Source organism: Frischella sp. Ac48 (assembly GCF_019641635.1).
Taxonomy (GTDB): Bacteria; Pseudomonadota; Gammaproteobacteria; order Enterobacterales; family Orbaceae; genus Frischella; species Frischella japonica.
Genome location: NZ_JAETXP010000001.1, coordinates 290,140 through 307,306, shown reverse-complemented (window position 1 = coordinate 307,306; position 17,167 = coordinate 290,140). Strand labels below are relative to the sequence as shown.

The 17,167-nt window shown below is 33.6% G+C and carries 18 protein-coding genes and 1 other RNA gene; 11 read left to right on the top strand and 8 right to left on the bottom strand.

Annotated elements, in window-relative coordinates; genetic code table 11:
- Positions 1–363 (bottom strand): translesion error-prone DNA polymerase V autoproteolytic subunit, encoded by a 363-nt coding sequence (gene umuD, locus JMI89_RS01380; protein WP_246415112.1) that lies wholly within the window; start codon positions 361–363, stop codon positions 1–3.
- A gap of 850 nt (positions 364–1,213) precedes the next feature.
- On the opposite strand from umuD, the gene JMI89_RS01375 reads away from it, so the two are divergent.
- From JMI89_RS01375 to JMI89_RS01335, 9 genes are all read left to right on the top strand, one after another.
- A complete protein-coding gene (locus JMI89_RS01375) occupies positions 1,214–2,392 on the top strand; it encodes an acetyl-CoA C-acyltransferase (RefSeq protein ID WP_187755732.1) in 1,179 nt (392 codons plus the stop codon).
- A gap of 32 nt (positions 2,393–2,424) precedes the next feature.
- Complete coding sequence (locus JMI89_RS01370) at positions 2,425–3,315, top strand: nitrogen regulation protein NR(II) (RefSeq protein ID WP_187755731.1); 891 nt, start codon at positions 2,425–2,427, stop codon at positions 3,313–3,315.
- 7 nt (positions 3,316–3,322) lie between these two features.
- Positions 3,323–4,711 (top strand): sigma-54 dependent transcriptional regulator, encoded by a 1,389-nt coding sequence (locus JMI89_RS01365; RefSeq protein ID WP_187755730.1) that lies wholly within the window; start codon positions 3,323–3,325, stop codon positions 4,709–4,711.
- Positions 4,712–4,994: 283 nt separating this feature from the next.
- On the top strand, positions 4,995–5,840 hold the full coding sequence (locus tag JMI89_RS01360) for a MurR/RpiR family transcriptional regulator (RefSeq protein ID WP_187755729.1): 846 nt from the start codon (positions 4,995–4,997) through the stop codon (positions 5,838–5,840).
- 237 nt (positions 5,841–6,077) lie between these two features.
- Positions 6,078–6,509, top strand: coding sequence for a PTS sugar transporter subunit IIA (locus JMI89_RS01355; protein WP_187755728.1), 432 nt, complete (start codon positions 6,078–6,080; stop codon positions 6,507–6,509).
- 10 nt (positions 6,510–6,519) lie between these two features.
- Positions 6,520–6,993, top strand: a complete 474-nt coding sequence (locus JMI89_RS01350) for a PTS sugar transporter subunit IIB (RefSeq protein WP_187755727.1) — start codon at positions 6,520–6,522, stop codon at positions 6,991–6,993.
- A 41-nt stretch (positions 6,994–7,034) separates the two neighbouring features.
- Positions 7,035–7,874 carry a PTS sugar transporter subunit IIC gene (locus JMI89_RS01345; protein WP_187755726.1) on the top strand — a complete coding sequence of 280 codons (840 nt, stop codon included), beginning with the start codon at positions 7,035–7,037 and terminating at the stop codon, positions 7,872–7,874.
- Complete coding sequence (locus tag JMI89_RS01340; RefSeq protein WP_187755725.1) at positions 7,871–8,686, top strand: PTS system mannose/fructose/sorbose family transporter subunit IID; 816 nt, start codon at positions 7,871–7,873, stop codon at positions 8,684–8,686. The genes JMI89_RS01345 and JMI89_RS01340 overlap by 4 nt, the downstream gene beginning before the upstream one ends.
- A 13-nt stretch (positions 8,687–8,699) precedes the next feature.
- A complete protein-coding gene (locus JMI89_RS01335; protein WP_187755724.1) occupies positions 8,700–9,758 on the top strand; it encodes a tyrosine-protein phosphatase in 1,059 nt (352 codons plus the stop codon).
- A gap of 109 nt (positions 9,759–9,867) precedes the next feature.
- On the opposite strand, the gene rplY is transcribed toward JMI89_RS01335, so the two are convergent.
- The 7 genes from rplY to xseB form a co-directional block, all read right to left on the bottom strand.
- Positions 9,868–10,152 carry a 50S ribosomal protein L25 gene (gene rplY / locus JMI89_RS01330; protein WP_187755723.1) on the bottom strand — a complete coding sequence of 95 codons (285 nt, stop codon included), beginning with the start codon at positions 10,150–10,152 and terminating at the stop codon, positions 9,868–9,870.
- A gap of 124 nt (positions 10,153–10,276) precedes the next feature.
- Positions 10,277–10,849: a 5-formyltetrahydrofolate cyclo-ligase gene (locus JMI89_RS01325; RefSeq protein ID WP_187755722.1), complete on the bottom strand. Its 573-nt coding sequence runs from the start codon at positions 10,847–10,849 to the stop codon at positions 10,277–10,279.
- A gap of 18 nt (positions 10,850–10,867) precedes the next feature.
- A non-coding RNA gene (ssrS, locus tag JMI89_RS01320) (6S RNA) lies at positions 10,868–11,048 on the bottom strand.
- A gap of 61 nt (positions 11,049–11,109) precedes the next feature.
- A complete protein-coding gene (gene zapA / locus JMI89_RS01315) occupies positions 11,110–11,409 on the bottom strand; it encodes a cell division protein ZapA (RefSeq protein ID WP_187755721.1) in 300 nt (99 codons plus the stop codon).
- A 7-nt stretch (positions 11,410–11,416) separates the two neighbouring features.
- Entirely contained in the window at positions 11,417–13,273 is a 1,857-nt protein-coding gene (dxs, locus tag JMI89_RS01310; RefSeq protein WP_187755720.1) for a 1-deoxy-D-xylulose-5-phosphate synthase, read from the bottom strand.
- A gap of 34 nt (positions 13,274–13,307) precedes the next feature.
- Positions 13,308–14,192 carry a (2E,6E)-farnesyl diphosphate synthase gene (gene ispA, locus JMI89_RS01305; RefSeq protein WP_187755719.1) on the bottom strand — a complete coding sequence of 295 codons (885 nt, stop codon included), beginning with the start codon at positions 14,190–14,192 and terminating at the stop codon, positions 13,308–13,310.
- 17 nt (positions 14,193–14,209) lie between these two features.
- A complete protein-coding gene (gene xseB, locus JMI89_RS01300) occupies positions 14,210–14,452 on the bottom strand; it encodes an exodeoxyribonuclease VII small subunit (protein ID WP_187755718.1) in 243 nt (80 codons plus the stop codon).
- A gap of 320 nt (positions 14,453–14,772) precedes the next feature.
- On the opposite strand from xseB, the gene hpt reads away from it, so the two are divergent.
- Complete coding sequence (hpt, locus tag JMI89_RS01295) at positions 14,773–15,309, top strand: hypoxanthine phosphoribosyltransferase (protein WP_187755717.1); 537 nt, start codon at positions 14,773–14,775, stop codon at positions 15,307–15,309.
- Between the two features lie 173 nt (positions 15,310–15,482).
- Positions 15,483–17,165, top strand: coding sequence for an autotransporter assembly complex family protein (locus JMI89_RS01290; protein ID WP_220679121.1), 1,683 nt, complete (start codon positions 15,483–15,485; stop codon positions 17,163–17,165).
- Positions 17,166–17,167: the final 2 nt, after the last annotated feature.

The following is a 17,167-nucleotide window of genomic DNA, read 5'->3' as shown; positions in this document are numbered from 1 at the left end:
TTAAGCCTGATGAATAATAAAAGTGACGACACCAAAGATATTTAAATCGTCGGGATTGTTGATAATAATCGGATGAAAGTTCTGATTCATCGGTTTTAACATGAGTTGTGGTATTAAACACAATTTCTTAATAGTAAATTCCCCTGAAACATTTGCAATCACAATATCACCATGTTTTGGCTTTTTAGCTGAATCAACTACCACTAAATCACCATCTTGGATATACCCTTCATTCATGGACTCACCTGATACTCTTAATAAATAAGTGGCAGCGGGATGCTTAATTAAGAGTTGGTTAAGATCAATACGTTTCTCAATAAAATCTTGCGCAGGGCTAGGAAAACCTGCCGCAATATACTCCATAAATAGCGGAATTTTGTTTGCAATGCACAGATTTTCTTGTTTAATTGGAAGAAAATCTAAATTTTTAAATTTTTTAATACTGTTCATGCATACAGTATATTTATTTTTATGCGAAAATAAATATCTAAACAATGTAAGATAATTAATTTAGATTTCTTATTATAATCAAATTGATATATTTATTTTAAATTAAAATAATAATACGATATCTTTACGAACTTTATTATATCAAGATAAATAAACATCTCATATTTCGCCACACTTATTTATCATAAAATATTATGCCTATGCGAAATATATTTTGCACATATGCGCAAAATATTGCACATCATTTACAGCATACGTTCTTATCCAATGTAATTTTTATAAAATAAATCATTATATTAATTTTTTTATAAAGCGAATTCTAAATTGGTATACGTATTGCAATACTTTTTAGGGCAGGGATTTAAATCAGACTAAATAAGCATTTAAGACGAGCAATGAATACCTTATGCAATATAGAACAATTCTATTAACGTCAATAACAATGTAACTATTAATATAACAAGATAAATATCAATAAATTAATACAAAATTAAATATGAGATGCGGTAAGCTAACTAATTATTTTGATTAGTCTTACATTAGCGGTGGTAGAGGAAAGTAAGGTATCGATGATACATGACAAATGATAGGGTTATACAACCGCTGTATATTATCAGTAAGAAATAAATGGATTATAAATTACCCAAAAATATTGTTATGCGAACAAAAATATCTTTTTGAGTTCAGGTATTAAAACGGAATGTGGACATAATATGACGAATTCTCGTTTGCTGGTTGTCTGTCAATATTTAGGATTATTAAAATGAAAAAAGCTGTAATAGTGAGTGCGACAAGAACCGCAATAGGAAGTTTTAATGGTTTATTAGCATCAGTTGGTACCATAGAATTAGGTAGCATTGTTATTCAAGAGGCTTTAAAGCGCGTCGCATTGGATGCCAGTTTTGTTGACGAAGTGATCATCGGCAATGTTATACAAGCAGGATTAGGGCAAAATCCAGCTCGTCAGGCTGCATTAAAAGCCAATATTTCTAATGATGTTCCGGCATTTACCATAAATAAAGTTTGTGGTAGTGGACTTAAAGCGGTTGCATTAGGCGTACAAAGTATTCTGGCAGGTGATAATAATATTATAGTTGTTGGTGGAATGGAAAATATGTCACAAGCTCCTTATCTGATAAATAACAAAACACATCGGTACTCACAGAATACCAAAAATCAGATGTATAACACATTAATTAATGACGGGATAACTTGCGCGATTAATCGTTATCATATGGGGCTGACAGCAGAAATTCTGGCTAGAATGTATGATATTAGTCGCGAAGATCAGGATCGTTTTGCTTATCGATCGCATCAATTGGCTCAAAAAGCGATTGCTAATGGAGATTTTATTGATGAAATTGTTCCAATCACTATTTGCACGGATAACGGAAACGTTCTCTTTCAACAAGATCAGCTACCTAAATTCGATATTGATTTAGTTCAGTTGAATGAACTAAATACCATCTTTCGACAAGGAACCATTACAACGGGCAATACTTCAGATTTTAGCGATGGTGCTGCTGCATTAATTGTGATGTCAGAAGATAAAGCTAAGCAACTGGATTTAGAACCTTTAGCTTATATACGTAGCTATGCATCAAGTGGTATTAACCCTAATTTGATGGGGTTAGGAGCAATATCTGCAACCAAGCTTGCATTGAAAAAAGCTTCATTGAGTCTTAGCGATATCGATTTGATTGAAGCTAGTGAAGTATTTGCTGCACAGTTTTTGGCGCTCCATTGTGAGCTTGATTTTGATCTGACTAAAACTAATGTACGAGGAGGTACGATCGCATTAGGTCATCCTATTGGTAGCAATGGTGCACGGATTTTAGTCACGCTACTTTATGCCATGATTCATCAAGATAAACAGTTTGGTCTTGCTACATTGTGTATTGGTGGTGGATTAGGCATTACCATTATTCTTGAACGTTGTTAGCTAATGAGCTCTGGCTGTATAAGGTTAACATGATGAAAGAATGGATTTTAACTGATAATTTAGATTTTGTTAGTGAAATGGAAAATGATGATTTTGAATATAAAAATGATTTTATGGTAGTTAATCCTATTTTTAACATTGTTTACAAGATTCATTATTTAAAAGATCAGCAAGCAAACTTTATTGGTGTTTTACTTAGTTTTGAAGAAATTCACCAACAAAATGAAACACAAAAGTTAATGAATAAAATGGAAGGAATCGAGCCATTAACCGAAATAATTGCAGGTATCGCTCATCAAATCCGTAATTCACTTACCACCTTACGCGGATTTGTTCAATATTTAACTAATGAATTACCGCAATCGGATTATTGCGAATATACCGGTATTATTTTCAAAGAGATTGATTCAATTAATTTATTGCTTGAATCATTATTAGATTTTTCACTAGCGATAAAAAAACATCACAAACCTATTTATCTAAATAGCTTGCTTGAAGAAGTAGTAAAGTTGATAAAATTAATACATCCTACAAAAAATATCGATTTTATCTTATTATTGGATAAGCAGTTGTCTAAAATTTATTTAAACAAAGAGTTAATCAAGCAAGCTTTGCTTAATTTAATAGTCAATGCAATTCAAGCAAGTCAAAAATCACCAATCATTGAAATAACCACGCGTATGTCTGCTAATCGGCACTATCAGTTAATTCGAATTAAAGATAATGGTATTGGGATTAAAAATGAAATTGTCCACAAAATTTTCATGCCTTTTTTTACCACTAAACCATCCGGAACAGGATTAGGTTTATCATTTGTTAAAAGAATTATTTTATTACATCACGGGATAATTCTTATTAAGAAGAATGACAATAACGAGGGTGTAACTGTTGAAGTAGCACTACCATGTAATGAAGATTTATGATCAAATTATGATAGAAAAAATTTTAATTGTCGAAGATGAATTAAATCTACGTAAATTATTATCTTTATTATTACAGAAATATTATCACGTTATTGCGGTCGATAATGGTGAAGATGCTATCGCATTGATTCAACAACAATCATTTGATTTGATCTTATTAGATAATCGATTGCCTCAAATGACAGGCTTAGAAATGCTTAAAATAGTAAAACATAGCTATCCTGATTTATTTATTATTCTAATGACTGCTTATGCTGATGTTGAGACTGCTGTTGAAGCATTGCAATCAGGAGCATTTGATTATGTTGTTAAACCTTTTGACCTGAATCAATTAAAAATCCTTATCAAACGGACTTTAGCATTAAGTAGAGCCAAAAAACAAAATGTTAATCAATTACAATATAATCAGTCAATATTCTATAAAAATGGTGGGATTATAACGAATAGTCCTAATATGATGGAACTTTGTCGAAATATTGCTAAAGTTTCTCAAACCAAATCAACAGTATTAATTACTGGTGAAAGTGGTACTGGTAAAGAGTTAGTTGCTAAAACAATTCATGCTCATAGTATTCGTTCAAACAAACCATTTATTAAAATTAATTGTGGAGCTTTACCAGAAACATTGTTAGAAAGTACGCTGTTTGGTCATGAAAGAGGTGCATTTACCGGAGCATACCAGCGTCAAATAGGTTTATTTGAGCGTGTACACCAAGGAACGCTTTTTTTAGATGAAGTATCTGAAATGTCAGTGAATTTACAGGTTAAATTGTTACGTGTCATTCAGGAAAAAGAGTTTGAACCAATAGGCGCAAACAAACTAATTAAAACAGATTTCAGGTTAATTGCTGCAACAAATCGTAATTTACAGGATATGATAAAAACCGGTGAATTCAGACAAGATCTATTTTATCGGTTGAATGTAATGAGTTTAAATCTACCGCCATTGCGTGAAAGGAAACAAGATATTATGTTGCTGGCACGTTATTTTGCTCAGCAATTTTGTGCCGAAAATAATAAAGAATTACTAGATTTTGCTGTTAAGTCGGCAGATATTCTTAATCATTATCATTGGCCAGGTAATGTAAGAGAATTATCAAACACAATTGAATATGCCGTAATTATGTCGCATGGTTTGTATATTGATCCACAAGATTTACCCCTCCATGTTCAAAATCAGTCACAAGACACCAGCATTGGGGTTAATGATTATACACAAGATATGGGCGTTACTTTAAAAGAAAAGCTCAAAAACTATGAAAAAGTACTAATTGTCGATGAATTAAGAAAAAATCAAGGGCACAGGGAAAATACAGCCAAAGCCTTAGGAGTGAGTAGAAGAACATTATTATATAAAATGCAAGAGCATGGCATTATTGAAACGATTCTTAAATAAACCCCTATTCATCTTTTTTGAATATCACAAGTAACAATAAACATTAAATCAAATTAAGTTAATGCGATATAGCTGTGAGCCAAGTGATATCATCGGAAAACGCTCATTACTTGAAAAATTTTTAACTAATTATTTTATAATATAATATTAAATCTGCCTATTAATGTAATGAGATAGTTGATGGATAAAAATCCAAGTCTGTTTTAATTAAAAATAATTTTCATATTTAGCAATGAATTTACTATACTATTTAGTAAATAAATTGCGTGACAACAGGTTAATTATGATTGATTTAAAACTTAGGGAAGTTAAAAAAGATTTGTCAGCTAAGGAATTAGAGGTTGCGGAATATATTATCGCTCATTCGCAAGAGCTGAAAAATGTTAGTATTCAAGCTTTAGCTAAATTAAATCAGGTTAGTACCAGTACGATTTTGCGATTATGTAATAAAATGGGATATCGTGGATTTAGCGATTTTAAAATTGATCTGATCTCTTCTTTGCCTAAAAACGTCACGAATGATATCTTGCAAGATGATATTCATCTAACTGATGACTTGCAAGATGTGAACCGTAAAGTGCTGATAGTTGAAAAATCTTCTATCGATGAAACTTACTCAATGATTAATCCTGATGAATTAAATAACGCTATCGATTTACTAATTAATAGCCATAAGATTGTGATCTTTGGGGTAGGTAGTAGTGGTTTAGTTGGGAAAGAATTAGAATATCAGCTGATTAAAATTAAAAAAGATGTCAATTGTCATTTTGATGCACATATTAGCCGTAATATTGTTCGTTCATTGGATTCACACGATTTAGTAATTATTATTTCACATTCTGGAGAAACACCTGAATGTATAGAATTATTAAAAATAGCTAATCAACAATCAATACCATCTATTGCGATCACTAAAATGGGACAAAGCCAAGTTTCTGGATTAGCAAATATTGTATTGCATACCATTTCGACAGAACATGTGTCGCGTTTAATTCCTATTCGCTCTAAAATTTCTCAAATTACATTAGTAAATATGTTAATCACTAATTTATTTATTAAACAATATGACGAAAAGCTTAAGTTTCAAACGCAACATCGTAAAGCCCGTAAGTTCCCTCATCTTAAATAACCGCAATGTTTTTCTAAATACCTTACTATGTTTGATCCCATCAATATGAATATTATTTATTATTGATATTGGTTCTATTCTTACCCAAAAACATGATCCTCTTCACAAATTAAAAAAAATCCTAAAAAAAGATAATGACGAATAACTTATTAGGATGTAACTTTATTACTAAATAAATTTATTATTTAAGTAATAAATTTACTTTAGATGTTAAAACTATACGAAGAGAAATTTGTTATGTCAAAACAACTACCTATTATTTTAGCCAGTCACGGTCCTTTTGCTCAAGGCGCACTCGAATGTGCAGAAATGCTAATGGGCAAACAAGAAAAAATAAATGTAATTTCTGTATCAGTGGATAGCAATATTGATGAATTACGTAAGCAAATGCAACTAAGTTATCAAGCACTAAACGAAGGCGATGGTGTGATTATTTTGGTTGATCTTATGGGCGGAACACCATGTAATTTAGCTGGAGAATTAGTAATACAGCATTCAGATGTATTGCTATTTTGTGGTTTTAATATCCCAGTTTTACTTGAAATATTAAATAATCGCGACGGAACACGAGAAGAAGTTAAATCAATTGTTGAAGCATCTTTTGCGCAAAGTTGCTTTGATGTTAGTCAAATATTAACAGCTCAAGTTGAGCCATCTACAGAATTATAAGGAAACAATTATGCCAATCAATGTTGCTAGAATTGATGATCGTCTTATTCATGGACAAGTGATTACCACATGGGTAAAAAATTATGATATTGAACAAGTGTTAGTGATTAATGACAAAGCTGCTGCTGATACGGTTCAACAGTCAGTTTTAACCATGTCAGCGCCTGCTGGTTTGAAAGTCCTGGTATTTGGTGTTCAACAATTTATTGAAATTATCAAGAAAACGCCAATCAAAAAACGTACCATGTTGTTATTTACTAATAGTGTGGATGTTGACACTTTAGTTGCCGGTGGACTGGAAATAGAGAAACTTAATGTAGGTGGTATGCGAATGCAGGATGGACGCCGTTCTTTGACACGTGCAGTATCGGTTACACCTGAAGAAGAACAAGCATTTAAAAATCTGATCGCCAAAAATGTTGTGGTTGAGGTGCAAATGGTACCCAAAGATCCCGTAGTATTACTAAAAACACTACTTAATTAGTCTTAATTATCTTTTTATTATAAATATTTGGAGGTTAACTTATGTTAACACAGGCTATTCTTGTCGCGATTTGGGCGGGGATCTGTTCATTAGATGATGTTGGTCCGCAAATGTTACGTAGACCATTATTGACCGGTACTGTAGCAGGCATCATCATGGGGGATGTCGTTCAAGGGCTAGCGATTAGTGCAACATTAGAATTGATGTGGATGGGGATTGGTAATGTTGGAGCTTATTCAGCCCCTGATATTGTTGCTGGTTCGATTATTGGTGTTTCGTTAGGTATTGCTACCAGTGGAAGTATTGTCGCTGATGGTTCGTCAGATACCTCTATCGAAAAAATTATAGCTACAGGTGTCGCATTAGCCTTACCTGTTTCAGTTTTATGTCAACAGTTACTGATTCTTTGGCGTTCATTTGCTTGCTTTTTAAATCCATGGGCGGAAAAAAGTATTCAAGATGGTAATTATCAAGGATTGGTTAAAGTGCATTATTTTTCCACTCCAGTTTGGTTTTTAATTCGTGCAGTACCTTGTTTCCTTGGTGTTTATTTTGGTAGCGATCTGATTACAAATATTCTAAATGTTATTCCTAAGGGTATTATCACGGGTATGGGCGTGGCATCAAAATTAATTCCTGCTGTGGGTATTTGTATTTTATTACTGATGTTACTCAAAGGTAGAATGTGGTTCTTCTTTCTGCTTGGTTTTATGTTAACCGCTTATCTTAAATTACCAATTATCCCAATCACCTTTATTGCTCTTGCTTTTGCTGTATTGTATGACATGGCATTTATGGCAGATAAGAATAATAGTCGACAATCCGCAGCACAAGATAATCAAGTAATAAATACGCCAGTTGAAGAGGAATATGATCTATGAATAGTGTTAATAAAATCACCAAAAAAGATTTAAATAGTGTTTTTTGGCGCATACAAACTATACCATTTTCTTATAACTATGAAAAATTACAAACTATTGGTTTTGCGCATTGTATGATTCCAATATTAGATCGTCTGTATAAAGATGCCGATAAAGAGACACGTGTGCGGGCGATGAAACGTCATTTTGAATTTTTTAATACGCAAGTTAATGCTGGGGCATTAATTTTAGGTGTCACTGCCGCAATAGAAGAAAAGACCGATGAAGATGAAAAAGATGCGGTTGTCTCTTTAAAAGCAGGATTAATGGGGCCTTTTGCGGGATTAGGGGATAGTTTACTGAAATTTACCTGGATGCCAATTTGTGGCAGTATCGGGGCAGCTTTTGCATTACAAGGCAATATCATTGGACCGATATTAATGTTTATTATCTATAATCTAGTTAATATTTTTACCAAATATTTCTTTGTTCATTATGGTTATAATAAAGGGATTGATATTATTGAACAATCAAAAAATTCCAATATTATTCAACGAATTAGCAATCTAGCTAATGTGGTTGGTGTCATGGTGTTAGGATCTTTGATTGCTTCGACTGTAAAAGTATCCACGCCATTAATAATTAAGGTAGATGAACAATCAATTAAAGTTCAAGAAATGTTTGATAAAGTCATGCCAAACTTTTTAACGTTAATTTTTGCGTTGAGTGTATTCTTTCTGGTTCGAAAATTCCAGGGTAAGTACACTGTGTCATTAATTATCGCAGTAATGATAATTGGCGTAATTCTTTCTATTCTTGGCGTATTACATTAAAAGGATCAAAATAATGACATATATTCAATCAGCATCAGTTGTTCGTAACACGCAAGGAAAATTAGTTTTGACATTTGAATCTACGGGTAATCAATCCATTGATCTTTACTGGACAACGCAAGCAAATTGTTGTGATGGCATGAAAACGTTAGTGGCTAAAAATGTGCAGAGCCCAATGATAATTGATGATCCTTTACATGCTAAACAGCGGGTGTATTTTATTTTGCAAACGCAAGAGCAGGCGCCTTTCTTATTTTCAGAACGTACATTACCAATTACCGGATTAAATAATTTTCGTGATTTTGGTGGTTATGTGGGGGCCGATGGTCGTCGCATAAAATGGGGAATATTTTATCGTTCAAATCATCTAAGCGGTCTTAAAGCCGATGCAAAAGCTTATATTGAAGCACTAAATATTCAAACTATTATTGATTATCGGAGTGAAAATGAGATCAAGTCCAACCCAAATACAAATATAGGCGAAAAACAGACGTTTCATCTGGATGCATCAGCACAAACTGCCGAATTAGCCGCACAATTCGCTGCAGAACCGAGTAATGAGGATCGCGCATTAATTGAAAGCGTTATGCGTGATATACCTAAAGAGTTAATCAATGGTAGAGGTGAACAGGTATTAGAGCAGTATCGTAATTTTGTGTTAAGTGACAAGTCAAAAAATTCATTTAAACAGATGTTAAGAATTATGTTGGATACTCATAATAATCCAAGTATTCAACATTGTCGAGGTGGTAAAGATCGTACAGGTTACGGTGTGTTATTAATTTTATTGATATTGGGTGTTTCACAAGACGATATCATTAGAGATTATATGTTGACGCATGAAAATCGGTTGGCACGCAACGAAATCAAAATGGCAGCTTATCGAAAAATTACTGATAACCAAGATGTGCTTGATTATTTGCTTTGTTTAATCGATACTCGAGAAAGTTTTATTTTGGAAATTTTTAACACAATGAAACAAGTTGCGGGCTCACCTATTAATTATATTAAACAAGAGCTTGGTGTTACTGAAGCTGATATTAAAACCATGCGAGATAACTATTTGCAATAATAACTTGATGTTAACAGCACAGTACAATCGTATAATGACAAAGTGAGATGAGATTGCTATAAAAAACCCCAACTAAGTGGGGTTTTTATTGATAAAAGCATTTTAAAACTTATGCTCTAACAAAATCCATATGTAATAATTTTGGTTTAAAAGCGTGACGTTGAACAGCTTGGATTTTCACTTTCACATCTTTACCAGCAACTGAAATAGTTAAAACTTCAGAATAAAATTCTGGTTTTTCTTGCATATTAAACACTTGGTTGTGGTCTAGCGTGATTGCGATAGGCGCTTCTGAACCACCATAAATAATTGCTGGGAATTTACCAGCGTGACGCAGGCGGCGGCTCGCACTCTTTCCCTGCTCAGTTTTTACTTCAGCTTGTAGTGTAAACATAATGATTTCTCTTTAGTTAAATTAACCAATCACAGGCGACCCAGCAATTGGCAAAGGATTTAGTTGCTTTTTTTAGCGGTTGGATTATAACGATTTATTAATAACATCGCAACTTAAATATCAATTAACCTTTGATTATTTCAGGTAATTGAATATCCCAAGCTTGATTCATCACATGGTCAATTTGTTGGCATTTAAATGCTAATCCGATAGGGTAAATATTTTCTTGTTGGTAATTTTGTAATAACCGGTCATAGTAACCGCCCCCCATTCCGATACGATAATTGCGATCATCAAAAGCCACTAATGGTGTAAATATCACATCTAATGATTGATAAGGTATGATTTTATTAGCATCATAAATTGGTTCAAAAATATCAAATTGATTAGCAATCAGTGGTGTATCTTGTTCATAAGCGATAAAAATTAAATGATTAGGTTTAACTGGATCAATAAGTGGTAAGAAAACTGATTTGCCTTGTTGCCAAAGGTATTCAATAATTGGTTGGGTATTAACCTCACCATCAAATGAAAGAAAAATAGCAATGTTATGAGCTAATTGTATCTTAGTGTGTTGTTGTACTTGAAGATAAATCGTTTGTTCGGCTTGCAAACGTTGCTCAATGGGTAAATTACGACGAATTTTCCGAATAATATTGCGGATTTGCTGAGTAGGAAGATGAGAAATTGATTGCATAATATTAAAGATATAATAGAGACTCCAAGATGCCGTCATGAGTTATAACCCTTGAACCCGAAGTTCAAGGTGAGCGTTATGTTTGATTATTAGGTTTCCTTAACATGAAGGCATACACACCAATCAATAAGCATAACCACTCTATCATAAAGATTATCGGCTCAGGGGACAAACCCATTAACGAACATCTCAGAGATAATTATGATACAAAAAATTTGACGCAGTATACAATCAAATTAATAGTATTTTTACAAAAATTATTACAACTGATTACAATTTAAAACATTATCAAGCAGATTCTGTATTTTCTTTAAACGATCATTAAACTCATTTTCAAGTTGCATATTTTTTTGTTTTTGTTTTGTCAACTCATATGACATGTTTAATGCGGCAGTAATGATTAATTGATCACTGTTCATTAGTTGAGTTTTACGACGTAATTCATTGAGTCTATTATCCAGATCTTTTGCTGCTAAATCAAGTGATTCAACTTCATTAACAGGACAAGTAAGCTTGAGCGTTCGGCCAAATACAAGAATATTAACAACTTGAGTATCCATATGTAACCTATTGTCTAATAAAATTTTTAATCTTTCTGGTGATTTTCTCTGCACTTAAACCAAGATCATCACGAATTTCAACTTGGTTTCCTTGCTGAATAAAAGCATCAGGTAATCCAATATTTAACATATCACATTTTAGTTTTTTCGTCAGAATAAATTCATTCACTGCACTACCAGCACCACCTTGAATAACGTTTTCTTCTACTGTTACTAAGATTTGATGATCTTTGGTTATGGCCAAAATGGCTTCTTCATCTAAGGGTTTGACAAACCGCATATTAATAACAGTTGCATTAAGAGTTTCTGCTGATATTAATACTTCGTTTAATAAACAACCAAAATTTAATATAGCTATGGCTTGTCCTTGTCGAATTAATTTACTCTTACCAATTTCAATACATTGCATTGGTTGTAATTCCCCCTCAGCTGCTTCACCACGCGGATAACGAATTACAGCCGGCCCATTATGTTGGTAACCAGTATAGAGCATATCACGGCATTCGTTGGCATTACTAGGTGTCATGATAATTAAATTGGGTATACAACGTAAGAAGCTAATATCAAATACACCTTGATGAGTTGGACCATCGGAACCAACAATACCTGCACGATCAATCGCAAATAATACAGGTAAATTCTGCAGAGCAACATCATGAATAAGCTGATCATAAGCTCGTTGCAAAAAGGTTGAATAAATTGCTACTACTGGTTTTTTTCCATTAATCGCTAAGCCAGCAGCAAAAGTTACTGCATGTTGTTCGGCAATAGCAACATCATAAAATTGCTCTGGATAACGTTCAGCAAATTTTACCATACCAGAACCTTCTCCCATAGCTGGGGTGATGGCGATTAATCGTTTATCATGTTGGGCAATTTGGCACAACCAATCACCAAAAACTTCTGAATAAGTAGGGTTACTATTAATAGCTTTATTAAATTTACCTTCACTCGGATCGAATTTTGGAACACCATGCCATAAAACGGGATTTTTTTCTGCCGGTGGATAGCCTTTACCCTTTTGCGTCACAATGTGTAATAACTGAGGTCCTTTGAGTTGTCGCAATTGGGTTAGTGTATTGACAAGCGTATCAATATTGTGACCATCAACCGGTCCCAGGTAATTGAATCCTAGTTCAGCAAATAAATTGGTGGGGGTAATCAGATTTTTAAGATGTTCTTCAGTTTTTTTCAAAAATTGTCTTACCGGTGGAATGCCAGATAAGACTTTTTTTCCGTTTCTACGGATTGATGCATAAGTCTGACTTGATAATATTTGTGCCAAATGTTGATTAAGACCACCAACATTTTGAGAAATCGACATATCATTATCATTAACAATAACCAGCATATCAGGTTTTAAATGCCCAGCATGATTCAGCGCTTCAAAAGCCATACCGGCTGTTAAAGCACCATCACCGATGACGCAAACAACTTTGCGATCTGATGATTTACTCTGTTCTGCTACGGCCATACCTAAAGCTGCACTAATTGAGGTAGAAGAGTGACCAGTACTGAGAACGTCATACTCACTTTCTTCACGCCAAGGGAAAGGGTGAAGACCGTTTTTTTGACGAATTGTTAACATTTTATCTCGGCGACCGGTTAGAATTTTATGAGGATAGGCTTGATGACCTACATCCCAAATCAATTGATCAAATGGGGTGTCATAGACATAATGCAGCGCCACTGTCAATTCAATCACGCCTAATCCCGAGGCTAAATGCCCACTTGAACGACTTACCGAATTAAGTAAAAACTGCCGCAGTTCCTCACAAATAATCGGCAATTGGGACTGTGAATAATTTTTTAAATCTTTTGGAAAATTAATCTGTTTCAATAACGGATAATGTTCAAGCTTCATTTAGGCCTTTTGTTTCTCAATATTTGATTATTAACTAAAAATGGCGACTAATAATAAAATTGGCTAATTGGTGTAATGGTTCACTATTATACGGTATTTTATTCAGCTCTTCGAGCGCTTGTGTATGAAGTTTTTGAGTAATTTTTATAGAATTATCCAAACCATATAGAGTGATATAAGTATTTTTTTCCAACTGCCTATCAGTACCTTGTTGTTTCCCCATTGTGTTTTGATCGCCAATTTCATCTAGAATATCATCTTGTATTTGAAAAGCTAAACCAATATGATCAGCAAAATTGTCGAGTGAAACTTGATATTGTAAAGCATGTTCCCCTGCCACAAACATGCCGAGTCGAACAGCTGATTTAATTAACGCACCGGTTTTATGGCTATGGATAGTTTGTAAATCCGATAAAGAAATTTCTTTGTGTTCTGATTGCAGATCTAATGATTGCCCAAGGCACATACCATTTACACCACTAGCGTTAGAAAGTTCATTAATTAAAGCAATTTTGCAATTTGCGTCTAAATAGGGTGCTTGAGCTAATTTGGTAAAAGCAAAAGTCTGTAAAGCATCACCAGCAAGTATAGCAGTTGCCTCATCAAATTTTATGTGGCAAGTCGGCATACCACGCCTTAGCTGATCATCATCCATAGCAGGTAAATCATCATGAATAAGGGAATAGGTATGAATCATTTCAATTGCCGCAGCTGGAGCATCAAGCCAATCTAATTGGCTATCAAACATTTGTCCGGTAGCATAAACTAAAAATGGTCGTATACGTTTACCACCAGCAAGCAAACTGTAAGACATAGCCGCTGTTAATACAGAAGAGGGAATATCTTGGATGGCTTGTTCAAGGACTTTATTGATTCTGTGTGTATACTGATCATGAAGTTTGTGAAAAGCAGTTATCATAGTTATTACAATCAAATTTAATTTTCAGGCAACGAAAAATCAGTTAGTGCCGAATCACCGTTTTCCGCTAATAAAATCTGAATTCGTTGTTCAGCCTTTTGCAACTGGTTCTGGCCTTGTTTAGCTAATTTGATCCCTTTTTCAAATTCGTTTAATGCTTCATCTAATGGCAAACTTCCTATTTCAAGTTTGCTGATAATTGTTTCAAGTTCTTTTAGGGTTTCTTCAAAGGCGAGCGACTTGGTTGGCTTTTTAGTCATCTTAAACCTCATATATTTAATATAACATCTAGTATATACGTAATTAATAACAATGAACAATTTTAGATGATATTTTGCTGATCAGCAAATGGGTTAATTTGAGTCTATAAAATATAACTTGTTAACAATTTCGTTTTTACTTAGATAAAAACCAATTGACTATTAATTAAACTATCATGATTAAATTATGAGGGACAAAGATAACTAAAATATAAAAATACTATATAATCCATTTTTTATATTATTAAAAATATTCTGGCTATGAAAAAGTGATATTTCTTAGTAGATCTCAAATAAATTTAACATAAATTGGTGTATTAATGAAAAAGCATAAGTTAGAAAAAATGTTATCAGAACAAGATATTCAACATCGTGTTCAAGAATTAGGTAAACAGATAAGTGATAATTATCAAAATAGTCAAAATGAATTAGTGCTTGTCGGTTTATTACGTGGATCATTTATTTTTATGGCTGATCTTAGTCGAGCAATTACAGTGGGACACGAGGTTGATTTTATGACGGCATCAAGTTATGGTAACGCTATGAATAGCAACCGCGATGTCAAAATTCTCAAAGATCTCGATGAAGACATACATGGCAAAGATGTGCTCATTGTCGAAGATATTATTGATACCGGTAATACATTAAGTAAAGTTAAGGAATTACTTGCACTTAGAACGCCAAGATCAATTGAAATCTGTACCCTGTTAGATAAACCTTCTCGACGAGAAGTGAAAGTCCCTGTTAAGTATGTTGGTTTTTCGATTCCGGATGAGTTCGTAGTAGGTTATGGTATTGATTATGCACAACATTATCGTCATTTACCTTACATTGGTAAAGTTACATTATTGGAATAAACTATAAAAGTTGTTAAAAAACAAGAGCTTTTATTGTTATTTATAGTCTGATATGATAATTATGATTAATTTTAAGTCTACTACTTAGCCAATTATTTGTCGATTAAGTGACGTGACACAATTTTGGAGTTGATGTGCGAAGGAATTTTACTTTCCTTTTAGTTATGCTCATTATGGCAGTAAATTCATTTGCTCTGGCAAAAATGCATTTAACTGTTAAAGGATTACCTGAAGCATTACAGAAAAATGTAGATGCGCGTTTGTCATTGATCGATCCAAATCGTATCGATGATACCCCCTATTTTAAGCAATCTTTAGAAGATGAAATAAAAAAAGGGTTAAGAGCTCTCGGTTACTATGCCCCAACTTTTGAATATCAAATTTCGGATGATGCAAAGCTGATAACGGTTATCGTCAATCAAGGTGAACCGATTTTAATTGAAAAGACAAATATTAATATATCTGGTGAAGGTGCCCATGATCGAGATTATATTAGTTTGTTAAATAATGATTTACCAGCTAAGGGAACGATTTTAAATCATGGTGATTATGATGGTTTTATAAAGCAATTACAGCGCATTGCATTACGAAAAGGTTATTTTGATTCTGATCTATCTAAACATCAACTTGCGGTAGCAGATAAATTACATCAGGCATACTGGAATATTGATTTTGATACTGGTCAACGTTATCACTTTGGTAATGTCAGTTTTAATGATACAGTAATACGAAAATCTTATTTAAAAAACATTATTCCTTTTAAACGTAATGAAAGTTATAGCGCTGATCAACTTTCTCTATTTAACCGTCGATTATCTTCAACAAATTGGTTTAGTGCCGTAACGGTGATTCCTTTATTGAATCAAGTCGATGAAAATAAAGCGATCCCCCTGCAAGTCATTGCAGTTCCCCGTAAAAAAAATAGTGTTGATGTCGGTATAGGCTATTCCAGTGATAATGGTGTGAGAGGGCGGCTCGGCTGGAGTAAACCTTGGATAAATGACCGTGGACATAGTTTTCATAGTGAACTTGCATTATCTTCTCCCGAACAATCGATTTCCGGGGCTTATAAAATTCCTCTATATAAATCTCCTTTAGAAGATTATTACACAATTCAGGGAGGATATAAAAAAATTGATAATAAAGATACCGATTCGCGGTCTTATTCAATAGGTATTATTCGCAATTGGGATATTTTTCAAGGCTGGCAACATGCTATCGGATTAAATGTCATGTATGACAATTTTAAACAAGCGGATGACAGTTTTAGAACCTTCCTTCTTTATCCCTCGATTAGCCTTTCTCGGGTCAGAAGTGAAGACAATTTATTTCCTTTATGGGCCGATTCACAACGTTATTCATTAGAAGCTGCAGCGGAAGATATTGGGTCTGATATTAATTTTATTCGTTTTCAGACACAACAAGTATGGATTCGTTCATTATTGAAACAGCACCGTTTAGTCGCTCGTGGTAATTTTGGTATTATTCAAGCAAGTAGTTTCGAACGAGTTCCACCTAATTTTCGCTTCTTTGCTGGTGGAGATCGAAGTATAAGGGGATATAGCTATAACTCTATAGCGCCGAAAGATAAAAAGGGTAAATTGAAAGGTGGTACAAAATTAATTACCGGTTCTCTCGAATATCAATATAATCTAACAGGTGCATGGTGGGGTGCAGTATTTGTGGATACTGGTGAGGCAATAGATAAACTTGATGGTACAGATTTTCATACCGGTGCCGGAATCGGAATACGTTGGGTGTCGCCAATTGGACCCGTAAAATTTGATATAGCAACACCGATTGAACATTCAAAAACAACAGCCCATTTTTATATTGGTTTAGGCACTGAGTTATAAAT

Coding starts and splice junctions, on each gene's coding strand:
- hpt (WP_187755717.1), top strand. CDS start 14,773: ATGAAAAAGCATAAGTTAGAAAAAATGTTATCAGAACAAGATATTCAA.
- JMI89_RS01345 (WP_187755726.1), top strand. CDS start 7,035: ATGTTAACACAGGCTATTCTTGTCGCGATTTGGGCGGGGATCTGTTCA.
- JMI89_RS01335 (WP_187755724.1), top strand. CDS start 8,700: ATGACATATATTCAATCAGCATCAGTTGTTCGTAACACGCAAGGAAAA.
- JMI89_RS01370 (WP_187755731.1), top strand. CDS start 2,425: ATGAAAGAATGGATTTTAACTGATAATTTAGATTTTGTTAGTGAAATG.
- JMI89_RS01365 (WP_187755730.1), top strand. CDS start 3,323: ATGATAGAAAAAATTTTAATTGTCGAAGATGAATTAAATCTACGTAAA.
- JMI89_RS01290 (WP_220679121.1), top strand. CDS start 15,483: ATGGCAGTAAATTCATTTGCTCTGGCAAAAATGCATTTAACTGTTAAA.
- rplY (WP_187755723.1), bottom strand. CDS start 10,152: ATGTTTACACTACAAGCTGAAGTAAAAACTGAGCAGGGAAAGAGTGCG.
- JMI89_RS01325 (WP_187755722.1), bottom strand. CDS start 10,849: ATGCAATCAATTTCTCATCTTCCTACTCAGCAAATCCGCAATATTATT.
- dxs (WP_187755720.1), bottom strand. CDS start 13,273: ATGAAGCTTGAACATTATCCGTTATTGAAACAGATTAATTTTCCAAAA.
- umuD (WP_246415112.1), bottom strand. CDS start 363: ATGGAGTATATTGCGGCAGGTTTTCCTAGCCCTGCGCAAGATTTTATT.
- JMI89_RS01360 (WP_187755729.1), top strand. CDS start 4,995: ATGATTGATTTAAAACTTAGGGAAGTTAAAAAAGATTTGTCAGCTAAG.
- JMI89_RS01355 (WP_187755728.1), top strand. CDS start 6,078: ATGTCAAAACAACTACCTATTATTTTAGCCAGTCACGGTCCTTTTGCT.
- JMI89_RS01350 (WP_187755727.1), top strand. CDS start 6,520: ATGCCAATCAATGTTGCTAGAATTGATGATCGTCTTATTCATGGACAA.
- JMI89_RS01375 (WP_187755732.1), top strand. CDS start 1,214: ATGAAAAAAGCTGTAATAGTGAGTGCGACAAGAACCGCAATAGGAAGT.
- xseB (WP_187755718.1), bottom strand. CDS start 14,452: ATGACTAAAAAGCCAACCAAGTCGCTCGCCTTTGAAGAAACCCTAAAA.
- JMI89_RS01340 (WP_187755725.1), top strand. CDS start 7,871: ATGAATAGTGTTAATAAAATCACCAAAAAAGATTTAAATAGTGTTTTT.
- ispA (WP_187755719.1), bottom strand. CDS start 14,192: ATGATAACTGCTTTTCACAAACTTCATGATCAGTATACACACAGAATC.
- zapA (WP_187755721.1), bottom strand. CDS start 11,409: ATGGATACTCAAGTTGTTAATATTCTTGTATTTGGCCGAACGCTCAAG.